This is a genomic window from Neoluteolibacter marinus (genome assembly GCF_014904755.1).
GTDB lineage: Bacteria > Verrucomicrobiota > Verrucomicrobiia > Verrucomicrobiales > Akkermansiaceae > Haloferula > Haloferula marina.
The window spans coordinates 43,135-62,859 of record NZ_JACZFQ010000075.1 but is presented as its reverse complement, the minus strand read 5'-3'; the positions used below and the strand labels follow the sequence as shown (position 1 = coordinate 62,859).

Annotated in this window: 18 protein-coding genes and 1 tRNA gene; 15 read left to right on the top strand and 4 right to left on the bottom strand. The window is 65.7% G+C overall.

What is annotated here, in order from left to right:
* A partial coding sequence (locus IG178_RS14845; RefSeq protein WP_193213346.1) for a hypothetical protein occupies nucleotides 1-319 on the bottom strand: 319 nt, incomplete at its 3' end.
* Between the two features lie 24 nt (nucleotides 320-343).
* Nucleotides 344-907: an RNA polymerase sigma factor gene (locus IG178_RS14840; RefSeq protein ID WP_193213345.1), complete on the bottom strand. Its 564-nt coding sequence runs from the start codon at nucleotides 905-907 to the stop codon at nucleotides 344-346.
* 194 nt (nucleotides 908-1,101) lie between these two features.
* On the opposite strand from IG178_RS14840, the gene tatC reads away from it, so the two are divergent.
* The 15 genes from tatC to IG178_RS26225 all read left to right on the top strand — a co-directional run bounded on the left by tatC (nucleotide 1,102) and on the right by IG178_RS26225 (nucleotide 16,541).
* Nucleotides 1,102-2,349 carry a twin-arginine translocase subunit TatC gene (tatC, locus tag IG178_RS14835; protein WP_193213344.1) on the top strand — a complete coding sequence of 416 codons (1,248 nt, stop codon included), beginning with the start codon at nucleotides 1,102-1,104 and terminating at the stop codon, nucleotides 2,347-2,349.
* Between the two features lie 48 nt (nucleotides 2,350-2,397).
* A complete protein-coding gene (locus tag IG178_RS14830) occupies nucleotides 2,398-3,273 on the top strand; it encodes a YicC/YloC family endoribonuclease (RefSeq protein WP_193213343.1) in 876 nt (291 codons plus the stop codon).
* 121 nt (nucleotides 3,274-3,394) lie between these two features.
* A complete protein-coding gene (gene ribH, locus IG178_RS14825) occupies nucleotides 3,395-3,904 on the top strand; it encodes a 6,7-dimethyl-8-ribityllumazine synthase (RefSeq protein WP_193213342.1) in 510 nt (169 codons plus the stop codon).
* Nucleotides 3,897-4,811: a transcription antitermination factor NusB gene (gene nusB, locus IG178_RS14820; RefSeq protein ID WP_193213341.1), complete on the top strand. Its 915-nt coding sequence runs from the start codon at nucleotides 3,897-3,899 to the stop codon at nucleotides 4,809-4,811. The genes ribH and nusB overlap by 8 nt, the downstream gene beginning before the upstream one ends.
* An 85-nt stretch (nucleotides 4,812-4,896) precedes the next feature.
* Nucleotides 4,897-6,324 carry an AI-2E family transporter gene (locus IG178_RS14815; RefSeq protein WP_193213340.1) on the top strand — a complete coding sequence of 476 codons (1,428 nt, stop codon included), beginning with the start codon at nucleotides 4,897-4,899 and terminating at the stop codon, nucleotides 6,322-6,324.
* A 44-nt stretch (nucleotides 6,325-6,368) separates the two neighbouring features.
* Nucleotides 6,369-7,673, top strand: coding sequence for a peptidylprolyl isomerase (locus IG178_RS14810; RefSeq protein ID WP_343225982.1), 1,305 nt, complete (start codon nucleotides 6,369-6,371; stop codon nucleotides 7,671-7,673).
* A gap of 65 nt (nucleotides 7,674-7,738) precedes the next feature.
* Nucleotides 7,739-8,851, top strand: coding sequence for a 3-isopropylmalate dehydrogenase (gene leuB, locus IG178_RS14805; protein ID WP_193213339.1), 1,113 nt, complete (start codon nucleotides 7,739-7,741; stop codon nucleotides 8,849-8,851).
* Nucleotides 8,852-8,917: 66 nt separating this feature from the next.
* Nucleotides 8,918-9,922: a beta-ketoacyl-ACP synthase III gene (locus IG178_RS14800; RefSeq protein ID WP_193213338.1), complete on the top strand. Its 1,005-nt coding sequence runs from the start codon at nucleotides 8,918-8,920 to the stop codon at nucleotides 9,920-9,922.
* Nucleotides 9,923-9,989: 67 nt separating this feature from the next.
* Nucleotides 9,990-11,867, top strand: coding sequence for a POT family MFS transporter (locus IG178_RS14795; protein WP_193213337.1), 1,878 nt, complete (start codon nucleotides 9,990-9,992; stop codon nucleotides 11,865-11,867).
* Nucleotides 11,868-11,885: 18 nt separating this feature from the next.
* Nucleotides 11,886-12,695, top strand: coding sequence for a TatD family hydrolase (locus tag IG178_RS14790; protein WP_193213336.1), 810 nt, complete (start codon nucleotides 11,886-11,888; stop codon nucleotides 12,693-12,695).
* Nucleotides 12,696-12,802: 107 nt separating this feature from the next.
* Nucleotides 12,803-13,399, top strand: a complete 597-nt coding sequence (locus IG178_RS14785) for a LysM peptidoglycan-binding domain-containing protein (protein WP_193213335.1) — start codon at nucleotides 12,803-12,805, stop codon at nucleotides 13,397-13,399.
* 6 nt (nucleotides 13,400-13,405) lie between these two features.
* Nucleotides 13,406-14,389 (top strand): TlpA family protein disulfide reductase, encoded by a 984-nt coding sequence (locus IG178_RS14780; RefSeq protein WP_193213334.1) that lies wholly within the window; start codon nucleotides 13,406-13,408, stop codon nucleotides 14,387-14,389.
* Between the two features lie 156 nt (nucleotides 14,390-14,545).
* The gene (locus tag IG178_RS25575) at nucleotides 14,546-15,367 is read left to right on the top strand and encodes a BlaI/MecI/CopY family transcriptional regulator (protein ID WP_226895459.1); all 822 of its coding nucleotides are present in this window, start codon (nucleotides 14,546-14,548) and stop codon (nucleotides 15,365-15,367) included.
* Between the two features lie 219 nt (nucleotides 15,368-15,586).
* Nucleotides 15,587-15,661: transfer RNA gene (locus tag IG178_RS14770), tRNA-Val, on the top strand.
* A 16-nt stretch (nucleotides 15,662-15,677) separates the two neighbouring features.
* Entirely contained in the window at nucleotides 15,678-16,541 is an 864-nt protein-coding gene (locus IG178_RS26225) for a transglutaminase family protein (protein WP_193213333.1), read from the top strand.
* Between the two features lie 24 nt (nucleotides 16,542-16,565).
* On the opposite strand, the gene IG178_RS14760 is transcribed toward IG178_RS26225, so the two are convergent.
* Both IG178_RS14760 and IG178_RS14755 read right to left on the bottom strand, forming a co-directional pair.
* Nucleotides 16,566-18,968: a DUF6600 domain-containing protein gene (locus IG178_RS14760; RefSeq protein WP_193213332.1), complete on the bottom strand. Its 2,403-nt coding sequence runs from the start codon at nucleotides 18,966-18,968 to the stop codon at nucleotides 16,566-16,568.
* A gap of 71 nt (nucleotides 18,969-19,039) precedes the next feature.
* A complete protein-coding gene (locus IG178_RS14755; protein WP_193213331.1) occupies nucleotides 19,040-19,717 on the bottom strand; it encodes a helix-turn-helix transcriptional regulator in 678 nt (225 codons plus the stop codon).
* Between the last annotated feature and the right edge of the window lie 8 nt (nucleotides 19,718-19,725).

The following is a 19,725-nucleotide window of genomic DNA, read 5'->3' as shown; positions in this document are numbered from 1 at the left end:
TGCGGAGGGCGACAATCCGCTTCTTTTCGCCGACGGGTTCGGCCTCCGCCGGAGGTTCCAGCAGGACCTCGATCTTCGCCCGCCGCTCCGCGGAAAGCTGCCACTCCTGGTCGGGGCCGGACTTTTGATCGTCGGCAATGAAGCCGTGCAGCACCCGCAACCGCCGCTCGAACAGGCGCAGGGCGGGATCCTCGGCGCAGAGTTTCTCGAGCTCGGACGCCTCGAACGCCGAGGCCTCGCCGAGCACCCAGGCGACGATCCGCGCTTCGAGCGCGTCGTCCCCGACGGGGTTCAGGGGCATGTCCGGTTCGTCATTCATGGTGGTCGGAAATTGGGTGGAGGGTCATCCCTCGGCGCTTTCGATGCCCATCCGCCGCAGGCTTTCGCCGAGCGACTTCAGGAGGTGGTGCAGCTTGTAGCCGACGTTGCCGACGCTGAGGCCGGTCTTCGCGCTGATCTGGTCGTATTTGAGATCGTCGTGGTATTTCAGCTGGAGCAGGGCGCGGTCGTCGTCGCGGAGTTCGGCGAGCAGGAGTCGGACGGCGCCGGCGGCCTCGAGGCGACCGATCGGGTCGCGGTGGTCGGCGGCGGCATCCCACTCGGAGGGCTGATCGACGAGGGTTTCGCGCTTGTGGTCGCGCAGGAAATTCAGGGCCAGGTTGCGGACGGAGCGGTAGAGCCAGGCCTTGGGGTTGGCGACCTCGTCCCAGTGGGCATGGAGCCGGAGGAAAGCCTCCTGCACCAGGTCCTCCGCGCATTCGCGGCGGCCGACCATGCCGTGGGCGAAGCGGAGGAGCGGGCTTTCCTCGGCCTCGAAGACTTGCCGGAGTGTCGGTTTCTCCTGGGTCATCGTGGCGAAAGGAAGCAGCTCCGGGGCTTCAACCCTGGACTGTGGGGCGGATTCCATGCGGGGCGGGACAAGGGCTCATCGTTCTCGCTATGAATGACACGGCTCCGGGGAAATCCTTGGAATTATTTTCATCGATCCCGCGATTCCCTGAAATCCCGCCGCCGGCCCCGGCGTGTTGGCGATGTCACCGTGGTCGGGAATGATCCCTTGCCACCCGGGCGACCCAGCCCTTGAATCCGCCGCGAACGGCAATGTTTCTGCTCAAGAAGGTCTTCCAACTCCGGGACAAGGCGAACCCGGAACACGAAAAGCCGTTCCTGGATCACCTCGAGGACCTGAGGGTCATGGTGACCCGGATCGTGTTCACCCTGTTGATCTCGATGGTGGTCTGCTTCGCCTTCCAGGACAACCTGATGTCGCTGCTGCGACGCCCGGTGGACGAGGTTCGACTGGTCCACTCGAGCAGCCAGCTGCCGTCCAAGATCTCGCCCGAATCGTGGGAAACCGCCAAGAAGATCGAGCGCGCCGCCGCCGGACTCGACCCGGAGCTGGCCGGTTACCTCCTCGATCAGTACGACGGCGACACCCGCCAGCTGGTGGACCTGGTGCGCCTGTTGCGCGCGGTCGCGGTGCTGCCGGAAGACAAGCGCACGGATTTCCTCGCCCGGGCCAAGGCCGATGAACCGCAGGCCGGGGTCGTCACCGAGCTACTGGAGAAGGGTGCCAACCCCGACATCGACTCGCGCGGCAACCTCCAGCTGATGTCGGCGCTGAAGCCGACCGAGACCTTCATGCTCTCGATGAAGCTCTCGTTCTTCGCCGGCATCGTGGTGTCGTTCCCGCTGCTGCTGATGTACATCCTCCAGTTCGTGCTTCCGGGCCTGCACAAGCACGAGACCAAGGTGCTGTGGCCGGCGATGGCGGTCGGCTTCGGCCTGTTCCTCGGAGGTGTGTTCTTCGCCTACTTCCTGGTGCTGCCGCGGGCGCTGGCCTTCTTCTACGAGTGGAGCCTCAAGCTGGGCGTCTCCAACGACTGGCGGATCGGCGAATACATCACCTTCGCAACCCAGTTCACGCTCCTGTTCGGCCTGTCCTTCGAACTGCCGGTCGTCGTCATGGTTTTCGTCAAGCTGGGCCTGTTGACCTACGAGGCGATGAGCCGCACCCGTTCCTACGCCATCCTCGCGATCGTCGTGGTGGCCGCGATCATCACACCGACGCCGGACGCCTTCACCCTCTGCCTCATGGCCGCGCCGATGATCCTGCTCTATGAGCTCTGCATCTGGCTGGCCTATTTCGACAACCGCAAGGCACGCCGCCAGGAGGAAGCGGAAGAACGCGAGCGCATGGAGCGCCTGCTGATGGACGACCAGGAACCCGGCGAGACCGAGGACCGCGGCAATTCTTGGGATCCGTCGGCTTCGGAAGAAGGCTGGCAGGAAGGCAAGAACCTGAACGAGTCCGCGGACGACGAGCCCGACAAGTCCCCCGGCCATTGAACCACCGGCCCTGCGGCCTTTTTCCACCCACCCACGACCTCACGACGCATGCATTCAATGACGGGATTCGGCCGCGGCTCGGCCACGGCTGACGAAGGATCCGCCACGGTGGAAATCGCCTGCGTGAACCGCAAGCAGGCCGAAGTCGTGATCCAGGCACCGCGCGAACTGACCGAGCTCGAGCCGAAGATCCGCAAGGCGGTGCTCAACACGATCTCACGCGGCCGCATCCAGGTCAGCATCCAGTTCGACAGCCCCGCCAATGCCGCGGCGCCGGTGAAGGTCGACCTGCGGCTGGTGGACGGGCTTGAGGGCGCCTTCGAGCAGATTTCCGACCGCTGCGGGCGCAATGTCCTTCTCGAAGCCGCCGATTTCCTGCGCGCGCCCGGCATCATCCGGATCGAGGACAGCGGGGTCACCCCGGACGCCGCGTGGGGAGTCATCGAACGCGCCCTGGAGGTCGCGATCGAGCAGGTGCTCGCCATGCGCTCCGCGGAGGGCGACGACCTGGCCCGCGACCTGGCCGGCCGGCTCGACCAACTCGAAGGCACCGCCGCCGCGATCGCCCGCCTCGCCCCGGCACGGCCGGAACGCTACCGCGAGCTGCTGACCAAGCGGCTGCGCGATGCCGGGCTCGATCTCGACCTGCAGGACGAACGGGTGCTGCGCGAGCTGGCGGTCTTCGCGGATCGCTGCGACATCTCGGAGGAAGTCACCCGCCTGGACTCCCACTTCCGCAAGTTCCGCGACTACATGGCCGGCAGGGAACCCGCCGGCCGGCCGCTCGATTTCCTCTGCCAGGAAATCCACCGCGAATTCAACACCATCGGCTCGAAGGCCTCCGACGCCGCGATCGCCCAGCACGTCGTCGAAGCGAAGACCGAGCTGGAAAAGATCCGCGAGCAGGTCCAGAATGTCGAATGACTCACCCGGTGCAGGGCCGGCCAAGTCCTTGATACTGCGGCTCCGTGCCTGAAATCCGGCACCGGCACCTTCGCCATCCCCACCGGTTGACTTTTCCTCCCCGTCCCTCCATACCCCGGCCATGTCCTCGGCGCTCCCGCCCAAACCACGAATCATCGGACCCCGCGTGCGGGTCTGCATCGTCGCGTCGAAGTACAACGAACAATTTTCCGACGCGCTGGTCGACAACACCGTCGAGGAACTCAGCGAGCTGATGCCCCAGACCCGCGTCGACATCGTCCGCGTGCCCGGCGCCTTCGAAATCCCCGTGACCGTCGCCAACGTGCTCGACCGCGGGGAAAACCCGCCGGCCTGCGTCATCGCCCTCGGCGTCATCCTGAAAGGCTCCACCGGCCACGCCGACCTCATCGCGGCTTCCATCACCGACTCGCTGATGTCGCTCGCCGTGAAATACAAGGTGCCCGTCATCCACGAGGTGCTGCTGGTCGAGGACGAAAAACAAGCCTATGCCCGCTGCATCGGCTCCAATCTCAACCGCGGCCGCGAGGCCGCCCGGATCGCCGCGTCGATGGTCGACATCTTCAGCGAAATCGACCGCTCCATGCCCCGCGTTATTTCCCGCAATGCCTAGTCGCCGCCAAATCCGCGAGGCGGTGGTCCAGTTCCTTTACTGCGCCGATCTCGAAGGCGGGGCCGACCCCGCATCACTCCGCGAAGCCTTCTGGCAGTTCGTCACGGAGTCCGACCGCCGCGCCCTGCTGCAGGCAACCTGGAAAACGCTCCATCATCTCAGCCTCGGCCGCGAGGCGCGCCTGACGGAGTTCCAGCAGCGCCTGCCCGCCGCTTTCGCCACCCTCAAGGCCCGGCCCGATCTCGAGCGCACCGCCATCGCGCTCCAGCAGGTCTCCGACCTTGAGAACCGCTGGACCGCGGACATGATCGCCCTGTCCCGGATCCCGCGTGACGACAACGACGACAGCTTCAGCTCGCGGTTCGAACCGGCGCTCGCCGCCTTCTTCCGCACCGATCGCGATCTCACCCTCAGCCGCCGGCGCTTCCTCGAGGCACTCGAGGACATCCCGGGCCTGCGCGCCCAGTTCGATCCCGTCGCCGGCAGCATCCGCCGCCTGGCCCGCATTTCCGAGCGCGTCCGGATGGTCGAGGAACCGGAGAAATTCCCCGACCAGGTCGACCTCGCCAAGCTCCGCGACAGCAAGAACTCCCTCGCCAAGCTGCTGCGCGAGACCAACGCGCTGACCGACGCGGTGCTCGCGGAAAAGGATCAGCTCGACGAGCGCCTTGCCGCCGTGGTCGAGAACTTCGCCCCGGAACGGATCGATCCCGTCGATCGCGCGATCCTCCGCCTGGCGACCTGGGAAATCCTCCACGACGCCAAGGTCCCCGCCCCGGTGGCGATCAACGAGGCGATCGAGCTGGCGAAACGCTTCGGCACCACCGACTCGGGCCGCTTCGTCAACGGCGTGCTCGACAAGCTGGCCAAGGGCGAGGCCGCCCCGCAGGAACAGGTCGAGCCCTGAACTTCCGCCCGGCGGGTGCCGGTTCCGATCCCGGCGCGATTTTCCCATCCCGCCGCGGCCTTGGATCTGCTAGACCCTGCCTCCGATGGCGCGATACCCCACCCGTTTCCAGCTCCGCACCCTTTGGAATGCGGCCACCGGATTTTCGATCCTGGTGCTCGGAGCCCTGATCGTCGGACTGGTCTGGCTGATGGGCCAGGTCTTCAGCTTCCTGCAGCCGGTGCTCGTGCCGCTCGCGGTCTCGGCGATCGTCGCCTACCTGCTCGACCCGGTCGTGCGGATTTTCCAGAAGCGCGGCTTTTCCCGCCGCTGGTCGGTGGTCACGGTGTTCGCCGGCTTCACCCTGATCGCCGCCGGACTGGTCGCAATCATGATCCCGCTGGTCGGCGGCCAGATCCACAAGTTCCAGCAACAACGCGAGGAAATCGCCGCCGCCCTGCCGGTTCCGACGGCCACCGAGCAGGAGGCCACCGAGCAGGAGGCCACCGAGCAGGAGGCCACCGCCGAAAATCCGGCCGCCACCAACAAGCCCTTCGACGAGAAGGTCGTCGATATCCTGATCGACACCCGCAACAAGAACGAGTGGTCGAAGCCCTTCATCGACCCCTTGCTCGGCCCGCCGGGCGATCCGGATTCCGACATCCCGAAAGCTAGCCTCACCGCCGCGCTCGACGAAGCCTATGCGGCCGACCCGAACCGGCCCCAACTCGACCCGCCCATCGTGCTCGCCAACACCGAGCTGTGGGCCACCGGCAAGAGCTACCTCGACGAGATCGGCGGCTGGATCAAGGGCGGTGCGGGGAAGATCCTCGGCTTCCTCGGCCTCGCCCTCGGCTTCCTGATGGTGCCGATCTACCTCTACTACTTCCTCAACGAGAGCGCCGCGATCAAGGAGCACTGGCATGAGTACGTCCCGCTCAAGGCCTCCCGCTTCAAAACCGAGCTGGTGGAAACGCTCACCGAGGTCAACGGCTACCTGATCTCCTTCTTCCGCGGCCAGGTGCTGGTGGCGTTCATCGATGGCATCCTGGTCGGCATCGCGCTCACGGCGTTCCGGTTGCCGCTCGGCCTGCTGATCGGCATCCTCATGGCCTTCCTGGGAATCATCCCCTACATCGGCAACATCATCACGCTGGTCCCGGCCTGCGTCCTCGCCTACTTCCACTTCAGCGTTCCGGAAAACCAGCACCTGCTCGGCACCAACCCGTGGTCGTACGTCGTCGGCGTGGTCGCAATCTTCGTGATCGTCCAGCAGATCAACTCGCTGCTCACCGCGCCGAAAATCGTCGGCGACTCGGTCGGACTGCACCCGATGACCGTCATTTTCTCGATGTTGTTCTGGTCGCTGATCCTCGGCGGCTTCGTCGGCGCCCTGCTCGCCGTCCCCCTCACCGCCGCGGTGAAGGTGCTCTTCCGCCGCTACATCTGGGACCGCCGGATGAAGGAAGGTGCCGGCCCCGAGGATGACGACGACGGCCCGGAGGAATGGCAGCCGTCCGAGCTGGAGGCGTGACACCGGGCTTGCCGAAGGCCCGCGGACATGGCGGCATGCATCGCGTGCCCCGATTTCCGGCCCTCCTGCTTGCCCTCGCCGCCCCGCTCGGCGCCCAGATCCACGCCGACTTCACCGTGTCGCACGGCGAGGATCCGCCCAAGGTCTTCCGGGTGTTGCTGGCGCATGAAAAGGCTCCGCGCACTTGCGCCAACTTCATCGGGCTCGCCACCGGGCGCCGGCCTTGGATCGATGTGACCCGTGGCCGGATCGTCGAGAACACCCCGTTCTACGACGGGCTGACCTTCCACCGCCTGATCCACGATTTCGTCGCCCAGGCCGGATCGCCGAACGGCCAGGGAACCGACGGGCCCGGCTACGTGATCCAGGACGAGTATCATCCCGACCTCCGCCATACGGGTCGCTACGTCCTTTCGATGGCCAAGTCGGGCCTGCCGAACACCGGGGGCTCGCAGTTCTTCATCACCCTGGCCGCGACGCCCCACCTCGACGACAAGCACTCCGTCTTCGGTGAAGTCATTTCGGGCAAGGATGTCATCGACGGCTTCGCCGACCCCATGGCCTATCCCACCGACCGCTCGGCAGCGGGAGCAGCGCCCGGCGCCCCCGGCTACTTCGACCGGCCGGTCACGCCGATCGTCATTGAAAGCGTGACACTCTCCGGCCCGGACCTCGAGGGATTCGAACCGGATGACCCGGCGCTGGAGCTCCCCCGCATTTCGGCTCCGCGGGTGACTCCTTCGCGCAACAGTTCCGCCAAAACCTTCACTCTCACCTTCGACCGTGCCTCCCAATGCGCGTACCTCACCAGATACTCCTTCGACCTGAGGAATTGGTATTCGCTCCAAAACAGTATCAGCCTCGACTCGGAACCAGCCACCGAGCTCACCATTACCGGCGTCAATTTCCCAAGGTTCTTCACCCGCCTCGTGGAGGTCGATTATTCACCTCTCACCAATGCCCCGGCCTCAATCGCGGCCGCCGGAACCCAGCTCAGGATCACCAACCGCTCGGGTCAGTGGGTTGAATTGGTTTTCGACGGCGGCAGCACGGGGACCTGGACCTCATCCGACGCCTCCTCCGGCACACTTGGCGGCGTGGTCTGGAAGGACGCGGCCGGAAGCACCGGCTTCAACTTCCTCAAGAGTAGCGTGGACATCCCGCTTGGATACCTTTCCGCCACCTTCGACGCGCCAGCCGGCGTGGACGGCTGGCTTTCGTTCACCGATATCCCCCTTTCCTTCCACACACCCACTTCAGGCTGGGTCGAAGGGAACGCCAAGACGAGCCTGCAACCGGCCCCGTACAACCTGATCCCCGTCAACCAGGCCTTCGAGATCAGCCCGTAAGCGGCTGACACGTCCGCGCCACTCCGCTCTTGGCTCCCGCGAAATCCACTCCTAGCGTCCCGCCCATGTCCCGCACCTACCGCATCGCAGTCCTCGCCGGCGACGGCATCGGCCCTGAAGTCATGACCGAATCGCTCCGCGTGCTCGACGCCGTGGAGGCGAAGTTCGGCTTCACCACCACCCGCGACACCTGCCTCGTCGGCGGCGCGGCCCTCGATGCCACGGACAATACCACGCCTCTTCCCGCGGAAACGATCGCCTCCTGCGAGCAGGCCGACGGCATCCTCTTCGGCTCGGTCGGCGGCCCGAAGTGGGAAAGCCTGCCGCCGGACATCCAGCCGGAGCGCGGCGCGCTGCTGCCGCTGCGCAAGCACTTCGGCCTCTTCGCCAACCTCCGCCCCGGCGTCTGCCTGCCATCGCTGACCCACGCCTCGCCGGTCAAGAACGAGCTCATCCCGAACGGCTTCGACGTGCTCTGCGTCCGCGAGCTCACCGGCGGCGTCTATTTCGGCCAGCCGAAAGGCCGCGAGGAGCGCGACGGCGAACCGGTCGCCTTCGACACCATGGTCTACAAGAAGAGCGAGATCGACCGCATCCTGCGCGTCGCCTTCACCGCCGCCATGGGCCGCGGCAAAAAGCTGGTCTCGGTCGACAAGGCCAACGTGCTCGCCTCCTCCGTCCTCTGGCGTGAAACCGCCGTCGAGGTCGCCAAGGACTTCCCGGAAGTCGAACTCAGCCACCTCTACGTCGACAACGCCGCGATGCAGCTCGTCCGCCGGCCGGACTCCTTCGACGTGCTGGTCACCGAAAACCTCTTCGGCGACATCCTTTCCGACGAGATGGCGATGATCTCCGGCTCCCTCGGCATGCTGCCCAGCGCCTCGCTCGGTTCGAAGAAGGAAGGCACCGACCTCTACTTCGGCATGTATGAACCCTCCGGCGGCTCCGCCCCGGACATCGCCGGCCAGGGCATTGCCAACCCGATCGCCCAGATCCTCTCCGCCGCCATGCTGCTGCGCTTCTCGCTCGGCGAAAGCGAGGCCGCCGCGGCGATCGAGGCCGCCGTGGCCAAGGCCATCGACGACGGCTTCCGCACCGGCGACATCGCCACCGGCGCCGCCGGCGAGACCAAGGTCGGCACCGCCGGCATGGCCGATGCGATCCTCGCCCGGCTCTGATCATCACGGCGCGGGGAGGCTTCTCACTTGCCACCCCCGCGCCCGCTTCCCAAAGTCCGCCTGCCCATGAGCGACGCCACTTCCTCGCAGCACCAGGTCTGCATCGCCGGCACCGGCAGCTACCTCCCCGAGAAAGTCCTGACCAACGCCGATCTCGAGAAGTTCGTCGAGACCTCCGACGAGTGGATCTTCACCCGCACCGGCATCCGCGAACGGCGGGTCGCGGCGGAGGGGGAATTCACCTCCCACATGGCGGCCAAGGCCGGGCAAAAGGCGCTCGAGCAGGCCGGACTTTCTCCCGACGAGGTCGAGCTGATCATCGTCGCCACCATCACGCCGGACACCCTGACCCCCGCCACCGCCTGCTACGTCCAGCAGCAGCTCGGCGCGATGGGGGCCGTGGCCTTCGACATCTCGGCCGCCTGCTCGGGATTCCTCTACGCGATGAAGATCGCCAAGCGGCTGATTTCCGACGGCGCCTTCACCAACGCCCTGATCATCGGCGCGGAAAAGCTTTCATCGTTCATCAACTGGAAGGACCGCACCACCTGCGTCCTTTTCGGCGACGGTGCCGGCGCCGCCGTCCTCCGCCGCGCCGCACCGGAGGAAGGCTCGATCCTCGCCACCGAGATGGGCACCGACGGGCGCCTCACCCATTTGCTCAACATCCCCGGCGGCGGCTCGGCCTGCCCGATCACCCCGGAAAATGCCGGCCAGCACCTCGCCAGCCTGGCGATGATGGGCAAGGAAGTCTTCAAGCACGCGGTCAACCGCATGAAGGAGTCCGCCGAGCTGGTGATCGAGCGTTCCGGCCTCCAGCCCGAGGACATCGCGCTGGTGGTCCCCCATCAGGCGAACCTGCGGATCATCGACGCCATCGCCGACCGCCTTGCCGTGCCGACCGAACGCGTGTTCGTGAACCTCCAGAAATACGGCAACACTTCCGCCGCAGCAGTGGCGATTGCCCTCGACGAGGCGCACCGCGCCGGCGCCATCAAGCGCGGCGACCACATCGTGATGGTCGTCTTCGGCGCCGGCCTCACCTGGGCCGCCGCCGCCGTGAGGTGGTAATCGCGGAGCTTGGCACGCCGCGTGTTGCCGGGTTTGCTCCCGTTAGACCACGGCAACTGATACCTCCATGTCCCACCGCACCGCTCCCGTCGATACCGAACGGATGCCACCCGGCATCCCCTACATCATCTCCAACGAGGCGGCGGAGCGGTTTTCGTTCTACGGCATGCGGACCATCCTGGTGGTCTTCATGGCGAAGTATCTCTGGCTGATGGACGGCAAGGGCGGCTCGGCCATGAGCAGCACCCAGGCCACCGAGCATTACCACGATTTCGTCGCCTGGGTTTATTTCACCCCCTTGCTCGGTGCCTTCCTCAGCGATGTCTTCCTTGGCAAGTACCGCACGATCATCCTGCTCTCGATCGTTTACTGCCTCGGCCACGCCGCGCTCGCCTGCATGGGCCTCTTCGGCGACTCGAGCCACTGGCTCTTCGCCGGCCTGCTGCTGATCTGTCTCGGCTCCGGCGGCATCAAACCCTGCGTCTCCGCCCATGTCGGCGACCAGTTCGGATCGAAGAACTCGCACCTCCTGACCCGGATCTACAACTGGTTCTACTTCTCGATCAACCTCGGCTCCTTCGTCTCGACCCTGCTCACCCCCTGGCTGCTGGAATGGTATGGCCCGCACTGGGCCTTCGGTGTGCCCGGCGTGCTGATGGCGATCGCCACCGTGCTCTTCTGGATGGGACGAAACAAATTCGTCCACGTCCCGGCCGGCGGCATGAAGTTCTTCAACGAACTGTTCTCCCGTGAAGGTCTCTTCGCCCTCGCCAAGCTGGTGCCTTTGTTCCTCTTCATCGCCGCCTTCTGGGCACTCTACGACCAGACCGGGTCGTCGTGGGTTTTCCAGGCCGACCAGATGAACCGCGATTTCCTCGGCATCACCTGGCTCCCCTCGCAGATCCAGGCGATCAACCCGATCCTGATCCTCACCTTCATCCCGCTGTTCACCTTCATCGCCTACCCGATGATGAACCGCATCTTCACCCTGAGCCCCCTGCGCAAGATCGGCATCGGCTTCTTCCTCATGGTGGCCACCTTCGCGCTTTCCGCGAAGATCCAGACATGGATCGACACCGGCAACACGCCCTCGATCGGCTGGCAGTTCATCGCCTACGGGCTGATCACCGCCTCGGAGGTGATGGTTTCCATCGTCGGCCTCGAGTTCGCCTACACCCAGGCTCCGAAGAACATGAAGTCGATGATCATGTCGCTCTACCTGCTCTCGGTGTTCGTCGGCAACATGTTCACCGCCCGCATCAACAACTACATCCAGATCCCCAGCGCCGCATCCGAACAGCTCGAGGCGGCGATCGCGACGACCCTCCCTCCGGATTGGCAGAAGGACCCGCGAACGGTTCTCCTGGGCGGCCACGACGGGATCACCGGCAACGACGACGACTTCAAGCAGAGCCTGGAGGACGGCGCGCCGACCACCCTCGAGATTCCCGGCCAGGCGCTCTACCGCAGCGCCGCCGCGGTCATCGAAAAGGAAGCCCGCGCGAACGACCACCGGCTGCCGCCCGAGGAAAGCGAAGGGCGGACGCTCGGCAACGACCCGTGGGGAAATCCGATCCGCTACGAGATCGTCGACGCCAGTTCCTTCAAGTTGATCAGCGACGGGCCCGACAAGACCGCCGGCACCAAGTGGGACCAGGGCCTCATCGTCGGCATTTCCAAACCCGGGGAAGCACCGGCACCGTCCTGGACCGACCGCTTTCATCCGCAGGAAACCTGGATCTCGCGCCGCAAGGCCGAACTGGGAATCCCCAACCCGGAGACCGTCGTCGAGACCACCTACACCGCGGAGGCTTTCTCCGGCGGGCAGACCAAACTCGAGGGTGCCTCGTACTTCCGCTTCTTCACCTGGCTGATGCTCGGCACCGCGGTCCTCTTCGTCCCGTTCGCCATCGCCTACCGGCCGAAAACCTACTTGCAGGACTAGCGCGACGCCGTTCCCTTGGTGGCAGTGCTCACCGATTCCCACTGCCACCTCGCCAGCCATCGATTCGAGACCGCGGAGATCCCCACATTGGTCGAACGCGCCCGGTCCGCCGGGGTGACCCGCATGGTCAGCCTGGTCACCGACCTCGACGACCTGCAGCCCAACCTCGACATCGCCGCGGCCCACCCCGAGGTCTCGGTGTGCATCGGCATCCACCCCTGCCACGTCCACGAGGCACCGGACGACGCGATCGACCGGCTGCGCACCCACGTCACCGACCCGCGGGTGTGCGGGATCGGCGAGACCGGACTCGACTACTATCATCCCGCGCCCGACGGCTGGGATGAGGAAAGCTTCCGTCAACGCCAGCGCGACTTCCTCGACGCCCACTTCCGGCTCGCGGCAGCCGCAGGCTTGAACGTGGTCATCCATACCCGCGACAAGTCGGGCGACGCATCGTTCCGGGACGCCCTCGAAATCTACCGGCGCCACGCCAACGGCACGCGTGCGGTCTTCCACTGCTTCATCGGCCCGGCGGAGAACGCGATGGAGGTGATTGGACTCGGCGGGCTGGTCTCCTTCGGCGGAGTCGCCACTTTCAAAAATGCCAGCGACGTGCTCGCGACCGCGGTGTCATTGCCGTCGGGCAGCTTCATGCTGGAAACCGATTCGCCCTACCTCGCGCCCGTGCCCCATCGCGGCAAGCGCAACGAGCCGGCCTTCGTCCGGCATGTCGCCGAGCATCTCGCCGCCGCCCGCGGTGAATCGATCGAAACCCTGGCCGCATCGACCCATGCCGCCTGCGACTTCTTCCGCTTCGCACCGTGAACGCCGGATCCGGATGAACAATCCCGATTCCCGGTGTCGTTGTTCATCCCATGCGTCGGCGCTTCCCAAGCCGCCCCGCGCTTGCTAATCCAAGTCACCACAAATCCATGAGCTACTTCCGTCACGTTGCCCTGGCCACCGCCGCCTTTTCCTTTACCGCCTGCTCCGCCTTCAAGAAGGGCGGCGAGGATTACGACACCATCGACGGGAACGCCTACGATACCTCGAACCCCTATGGTGTTCCGGGCGACGCGTCCGGGGACGCCGTGCCCTACCAGTCGATCAACCCGCCCGCCGACGATCCGACCTATTCGCAGGCAGCCTACGAGGAATCCCAGCCCGCGCCCTACGTGCCGTCGGCCCCGAGCGCACCGGCTGCATCCAGCACTTCCCACACCGTCGTCAAGGGCGACACCCTCAGCGGAATCTCGCGGCGCTACGGCGTCAGCGCTACGGCAATCAAACAGGCCAACGGCATGAACAGCGACACCGTCGTCCTCGGCAAGACCCTGGTCATCCCCGGAGCATCGGGTCCCGTCGCCTCGGCGAAGCCCGCCGCCGGCGGCAAGTCGCACACCGTGGTCCGCGGCGACACACTCGCCGGCATCAGCCGCAAGTATGGCGTCAGCATGGACGCCATCAAGAAGGCCAACGGCATGAAGTCCGACGTCGTGGTGCTCGGCACCAAACTCCGCATCCCCTGAACCACGATGTTCGCGACCGGCCCCGCATCGACCATCGCGGCCCTGCTCCTGGCGGCCGCGACCTGCTTCGCGCAGGATCCCAAGGCCGGCAACGACGACGACGATCCCTACGCCTCGCTGCCACCGAAGCGGGCCGCGCTCGAGCGGATGCTCTCCGAGCGCGGCACGCCCGCGGCCTTCGAGGAAACGGTCGCCAAGGCACGCGAACTCGGCGCCAGCGACCAGGCCATCCTCGAGGCGCGCTTCCTCTACCACGTCGACCGGCGAGAGGATGACAAGATCGCCGCGATGCTCCCCCGCTTCATGGAGCGCAAGGACCGCTTCAAGCTGGCCGAGTCGGAGATCTTCGCCGTCCGCGAGGACTGGCTGGCGGTCGTCGAGTACGTCCAGGCGATCGCCGCCCTGGAGAAGAACGACCGCGACGGCTTCAAGGAACACATCAAGGAAGCCTTCTGGCTGAGCCCACGCCAGGGCAGCGCGTTCGCCCCCCACATCGACCGCCTGCGCCTCGAGGAAGCGATGCGCAACGTGAAGATCGATCCGGAGACCGAACTCGTGTCGCTTCTATCCGGTGAACCGGTCCGCTTGTCCTCGCTGATGAAAGATCGCAAGGCGCTGCTGTTTCACTTCTGGTCGCCGTGGAGCCGCGAATGCGAGTCCAGTATGCCCGACTTCAAGGTGACCGCCGCCACCCTCGAAAAAAACGGGATCGCGGTCGCGTCGCTGTTAGCCGAGGCAACACCGGAAACCATCGCCGACGCGAAGGAGATGATCGGCGGAGCCGACGGGGCACTGCCCGGCACGTGGTTGATCGACCGGGAGAAGAACTCGATGCAACGGATGCTCCGGGTGCAGAACGTGCCGGTGATGGTGCTGGTGTCGCCGGACGGGAAGGTGATGTTCAACGGGCACCCATCCGAAGACCGGCTTTGGGAAGCGCTCTCGGGGATGGCCCCGGGCGTCAAGCGGCCCGCGCTCGAGGGCCACTGAGCGCCCCCACATCTACGATACTTACAGTAGTCGAAAAATGGGTTGGCCAAAGGCCCTGCAATTTATTTAAGTGATCCTAAAAATACGATAGTTTGAACTTGACGAAATTGTGAACTACTAGCTTCATGGTGCCACCACTCCGGTGATCCACTGATCATGGCAAAAGCAACTCATCCCTCCAACCTCGAGCTCCAGGCCCTTTCGGTGTTGTGGCACGAGGGCCCCTCAACGGTAAGCGTCGTACTTGAAGGCCTTCCCGACGGCAAGGACCGGGCATACACCACCGTGCTATCCGTGCTCCAGAGCCTCGAGCGCAAGAAGCTCGTCAAGCGGACCCGTGTGGGCAGGGCTCACGTTTACGATGCCGCGTTTCCCCAGGAAGTCATCGTCCGTCGTGCGTCGCACGACTTTCTCATCAACGCTTTCGGGGGCCGTCTCGGTGAGGCGATCCTCGCACTCCTCTCAGCTGGCACGTTAACGCCCGAAGAGAAAACCAACATCGAACGCGAACTCAAACGACACAAAGCCATGGCTGCAAAGAAAACAGCGAAAAAGGCCGCGAAGAAAGCCGCCAAGAAGGCACCTGCCAAGAAGGTCGCCAAGAAGGCCGCCAAGAAGGCTGCCAAGAAAGCGCCTGCCAAGAAGGCCGCTCCCAAGCCCGCCAAGAAGGCGGCTAAGAAAGTAGCGAAGAAAGTCGCCAAGAAAGCACCCGCCAAGAAGGTGGCGAAGAAGAAGGCCGCCAAGTCTGCCAAGAAGACAGCCAAGAAGGCCGCCAAGAAAACCGTGGCCAAGAAGGCTGCCAAAAAGGCACCCGCGAAAAAGGCCGCCAAGAAGGTAGCGAAGAAAGCCGCCAAGAAGGCGCCCGCGAAGAAAGTCGCCAAGAAGGCCGCCAAGAAGGCTCCTGCGAAGAAAGCAGCGAAGTCTGCCAAGAAAGCCGCCAAGCCGGCGAAGAAGGCTGCCAAGAAAGGCAAGAAGTAAGGCTGCCCTGCCATTCCGCAACAGCCCCCCGCCGCAGGCGATCCGGACTGTTCGCGTTGAGTCCATTGCCTCAGACGGCGGGGAGCTCCGGCTCCCCGCCCTTTTTGTCCACCGCCGGCCCGGGACCGTCCCGAAATTCGGCGGGACTTCCCGAAAAAAGGGATTGCATCCCCACGGGTCGAACCCCATCCTCCCGCCCCCGCCCGGGGGCAGACACAAGCGCGGTTAGCTCAGCGGTAGAGCACCTCCCTGACACGGAGGGGGTCACTGGTTCGATCCCAGTATCGCGCACCATCCGCCCCATTTGAACGTGATCCCCGAGCCCGACACTTCTCCGGAGCGACTTTCCGTTCTGTTGCGGCTGCTCGACGACGACTCCCCGCCTGTGCGGCAATCGGTGGAATCGGCCTTGTCCGCATTCGGCGGCGACGTGAGCGAGATACTGGGGGAAATCGGCGCGCACCCCGCCGAATCCGACCTTGAACTGCTTTCCACCCTGCTCCTGCCGTCCCGCCGCGACCGGCTGCGCCGCGAGTGGGTGGTACCGGCCGGCGGGGCCGAGGCGGTCCTCGACGACTGGGATCTCTTCGAAGCATTGCTCCGCTCGGTTTCCGACTATCTCCACGACGGGGTCACCTTGCGCCAGCCGCTCGGCGATGCGCTCGACCTGCTGGCCGAGGAACTCGAGGTCGTCGCCGCGGTAGAGGGTGCCGCCGGGATCAACCGGGCCCTCTTCGAAAGCGGCCGCTTCACCGCCAATCATCGCGAAGAAGATCATCCCGCCAACTACGACCTCGCCGCGGTGCTGGCGGGCGGACCGTCGAACGCCCTCGGGCTCGGCCTGATTTTCCTCTTGTTGGCGAGGCGGCTCGATCTCGACGTCGAGGGAATCAGCCTGCCGCAATCCTTCCTCTGTCGCTACCACGACGACGGTCACATGATCCTGACCGAACCTCACATGAAGGGTCGGCAGCTTTCCGCGGAAGACCTCGCCCACCGGATGCGCCGCTACCCGCGCGAAGTTCGGGTCGTCGCGACACGACCTGCCGCTCCGGGGGAGATGCTCGTCCGCGTGCTCGAAGAGCTCGCCACCGCGTGGTCGGTGCGTGGCGTCGTGGAGGACGCGGAATTGATGGAGGAGCTGCTTGCCACCCTCGTGAAGATGCCCTTCTAGCGTCCCGCGCGACGCGCCACGGACCTAGCGGCCGAGCTTGCGCCGGCCGCTTTCTTCCAGCCGTCGCGCTCTCTCTTCCTGTTGCTGACGCGCCCGCTCCTCCTGTTGCTGACGCGCCCGCTCCTCCTGTTGCTGACGCGCTCTCTCTTCCTGTTGCTGACGTGCTCTCTCCTCCTGCTGGCGTCGCGCCTCTTCCTGCCGTTGCGCCCGCTCGGCCTGCTCCCTCGCCTGCTGCTCCTGCTGGCGGGCGCGTTCTTCGGCCTGGCGTTGACGGCGCTCTTCCTGCTCGCGGGCACGCTGCTCCTGTTGCTCGCGCATCTGCTGTTGCAGGCGCGCCTTCGCCTCCTCCTGGCGACGCGCGATCTCCTGCTGCTGGCGGGCCATCTCGCGGGCCCGGCGCCCTTCCTCCTCCTGTTGCTGTCGCCGGGCGTTTTCTTCCCGCTGGAGCCTTGCGCTCTCTTCCTGCTGCCGGCGGGTTGCTTCCTCCCGGGCCGCCATGGCGGATCGGCGCGCTTCATCAGCCTGCTGCCGCTGGAGCCTGAGATTCTCGGCGTTCTGACGGGCGATCTCTTGTTGTCGACGGCCCGACTCTTCCGCCTGCCGATTCCGGACCACCGCCGGTTCCGGCGTGACCTCCGGACGAACGTCCCGAGGTTTGGCCCGCGTCGGTTCGGCCGGCATCGTGGTCCGGGTGTCGCGTTCACGCGGGACCGAAGCAACACGTCCCGGAGTGGCAGGGACTTGAGCCCTCCGTTCAGGCCGGCCCGCTTGAATGGAGCCGGCGTTGCGAGAACCGGGATGCGCGGCTGCGTTCGCACGCAACCCGGTGAACTCCTGAGACGATCTGCCACCCGCATCGGTCTCTTCCCGAGGAATCGCGGCGGCAGCCCCGGCCGTCGCCTCGCGGCGGGCAGGTAGATGTGGTTCTTCGTGTGCCGATGAAGACGTTGTCGCCCGCGGCAATGCCACCACCGGATCTGCCTGCGGCCGGCTCGCCCGGGGACTTGCCGCACCTTGCCGCCGGGTGGATCGCTCCTCGCGAATCCGCGCGAGCTCATGCCAACGGGCTTGCGAGTGCCGCTGGGCAACCGCGACGCGCTCGCGGTTCGATTCCAACTGCTTCCGGGCAACGTCGAGATCACCGACCTGCCGGCTCCACAGGACACCTTGCTCGTTGCGCTCGCGACGTTCCTCCTGGAAGCGCCCGGACCACTGCGTGCCTCTCTCCGGTTCACCCTGCCCGGCATCCAGGACGCCCTGCACCCGCGACGGCTTCAGGACGCCGTTCCAGCGGGCTGCGGGATTCGGGGCGAAGACCTCTAACAAAGCACCCTGAACGGTCGCATTGCGGAGAGTCGGGTGTCGCAGGGCGTGCACCCGGTCCATCTGGATCTGGTAGACCGGCCACGGCTTGCCCACCGCACGGCGCAGCGATTCGTAGCGCGGTCCTCCGGCGATCACCTGGTCCCTGAGAAAACGGAGCTTCGTCACGTTGCGGGTTCCGCGCAGGAGATCCCGGTTGCGCTCCACCGGCAGGCAATGACTTCCCAATGGGTCCGCCATCTTCCGCCGCTCCGCGAAATTGAACCACGACGGATCGATCCCCAGCTCTTCCTCGACGCGGTTACCCCAACCTTCCCGTCGATGGCACAAGGATTCCGGAGGCAAGGGTGCCCAGCCGACATGGTCCCCGCCTTCGCGCCAACAAACCCACGAGGGCGCCCACTGGTCCCCGGGCACCCACACCCAGCCGTGCCGGCCGAGCCGCGTCCAACGACCGTAGTGGAAGCATGCCCATCCGAAGGGCTCCTCCGAAACCCACGTCCACCCCAGATTCGAGCAAGCCCAACGACCATGCGTGTAGGGCCGCCACGAGTTGTCCTGCACCACCACGGTCGGCTGGTAGACGTAGCCGTAGTCGGGAGTGTCGAACCACGACCCGTAGGGCTGCAAGTCCTCGTAGAAAACCCCGTAGTCCGCCACCGGCTCCGCGAAATCCTCCACTGGGGCGGGCGTCCAGTCGTCGAGCGGCCCTGTGCCGGCCAAGGCCAGTTCCTGCTCGCTCAGGCCCTCGGACCACACCGCGAGATCGTCCTCGCGTGCATCCAGGGTCGCCTCGCGCTCTTCCAGTTCACGCTGACGCTCCTCCAGCGATTGGTCGCGGAAGCCGATCTCCTCCTCACGCGCCGCGAGCCTGGCTTCCCGCTCCGCCTCCAAGGCCAGCTTTTCCTCTTTGAGGGCAGCCCGCGCTTCGTCCAGCCGCCGGCGCTCCACCGCCATCCGCTCGTACTCGATCGCGGCACGCTCCGCCTCGAGATCTGCTGCCGGTGGCCGGACGGCCCCGCCCGGGGACGACGGCGGCTTGTTGCAGGCGGCGAGGGCCAGACAAAGGACGGGGAGAATGCGGAGCTTGCGGAAAAGGATCATCGGAGGTCGCGGGGTAGACGATCCTTTGACCCGGCCTCACCCCTGCCTATTCACCCGCATCCCGGCGAAACTCAGATTTCCGTCACCTCCCGCACGCCCAGCGTGGCCACCTCGTAGTCCACCCGCGCCGGCCCGCCACGCCCGCCGGGCACCTCCTTGCGGACGATCCGGGTCCCCAGCAACTCCTCCATCATCCTCAACTCCAGGGCGATCGCCCCGGGATAGACCGCGAACACGGGCTGCAGCGGATGATGGTACTCCTCGATCCGGAACCCGCGCTGCGCATCGTAGCGGCAGCGTCCGAAGCAGCCCTCCTTCTCGCGCAATCCCGACAACATGGTGGCGCGCTCCACCAGGGACTTGCCCTTGGCCAGCTTCGGCTGCCAGCGCTCCCGCAACTGGCCGAAGTACTGCAACAGCAGTCGCTCCGGGGCCGTATCGCCGAACAAGGATCGGGCGGCATCCAGCAACTCCAGGGTCAGGCCGACACCGGCATGGACGAAGAGCGCGTCCGCTTTCGGGGTCAGGCGGTACATGATCTCGGGCCGTCCCACTTCCGTCCTCGGCAGGCGCCATTTTTCGACGTAGCCCAGCTTCACCAGACGGTCGCATTGGTCCTTCATGCCCATGTAGCTCCCACCCAGACGACGGCACAGCTCTGGCACCGGCAGGCCGCCCGACACCTTCAGTTCGTCGATCACTTTCACCCAGCCCTCTTTGACCAGATCGCGGAATCCCGGTAGGAACATGGCCAAGG